The 941-nt window shown below is 32.8% G+C and carries 1 protein-coding gene; it reads right to left on the bottom strand.

Translation table 11 applies throughout. The features are described from left to right. Nucleotides 1–941 (bottom strand): AMP-binding protein (locus tag CO726_RS31110; RefSeq protein WP_169513131.1); only part of this gene is annotated, 941 nt, incomplete at both ends.

Raw genomic sequence — 941 nt, 5'->3', positions numbered from 1 at the left:
GGGGTCATTTTACCCATATCACCCGTTTTATATATCCTTCCAAGCTGCGGATGATTTATAAATGCTGTATTCGTTTTTTCTTGATCATTTAAATAACCTTCTGCTAATCCCATACCACCTATATATAATTCACCCTTTACGCCGATTGGACAAATTTCATTCGCGTAATTTAAAACATAGTATGTTTGATTACTTAACGGATAACCATAAGGTATACTCTTCCACTCTTCTGATACTTCTTCTATCGGATAATAAATGGACCAAATCGAGGCCTCTGTTGCTCCACCTAAACTAATTACTTCACTTCCTAAAAATTGCTCCTTAATTCTTTCTGGTAATGATAGTGGAATCCAATCTCCACTTAGTAGTACTAACCTTAAATCAGGCAAGTCACTATAGTCTATTATCTCATTATTATTATTAATAGATTCACAATAATCTACCAACATTTCCATTACCATCGGAACAGAGTTCCAAATAGTAATTCCTTTTTGTAAAACTGTTTCTCTCACTGCCTTTACATCCCGTTGGTCTTCAATTAATACCAATGTAGCTCCAGCTGCAAGCGTTCCAAATATATCGTATACAGATAAATCAAAAGATAGATTAGAAAGCCCGATTACCTTATCTTTTTCCGTCACATCAAACTTAGAGTTAATATCTAAAATTGTATTCACTGCAGCTTGATGCTTAATTACAACACCTTTTGGTGTCCCTGTACTTCCTGATGTATAAATAGCATAAGCTATACTATCAGGTTGAGACTGATCCTCTACATAATGAGTATATTCTTTTGAAAGAATTTCATTAATTAATGTCGTATTTAATTCCATTTTACAATTAGAATCTTTAAAGATTGTCTCTTTTCTTTTTAAAGGAATATCAGAAGCTAATGGAATATATGCTGCTCCTATTTTTAATATCCCCAAAATACCTATAAT

It is taken from the genome of Bacillus fungorum (assembly GCF_002746455.1).
In the GTDB taxonomy this organism is placed as follows: domain Bacteria; phylum Bacillota; class Bacilli; order Bacillales; family Bacillaceae_G; genus Bacillus_A; species Bacillus_A fungorum.
Note: the sequence above shows the minus strand (reverse complement) of the source record. Positions and strands in the feature narration are given on the sequence as shown.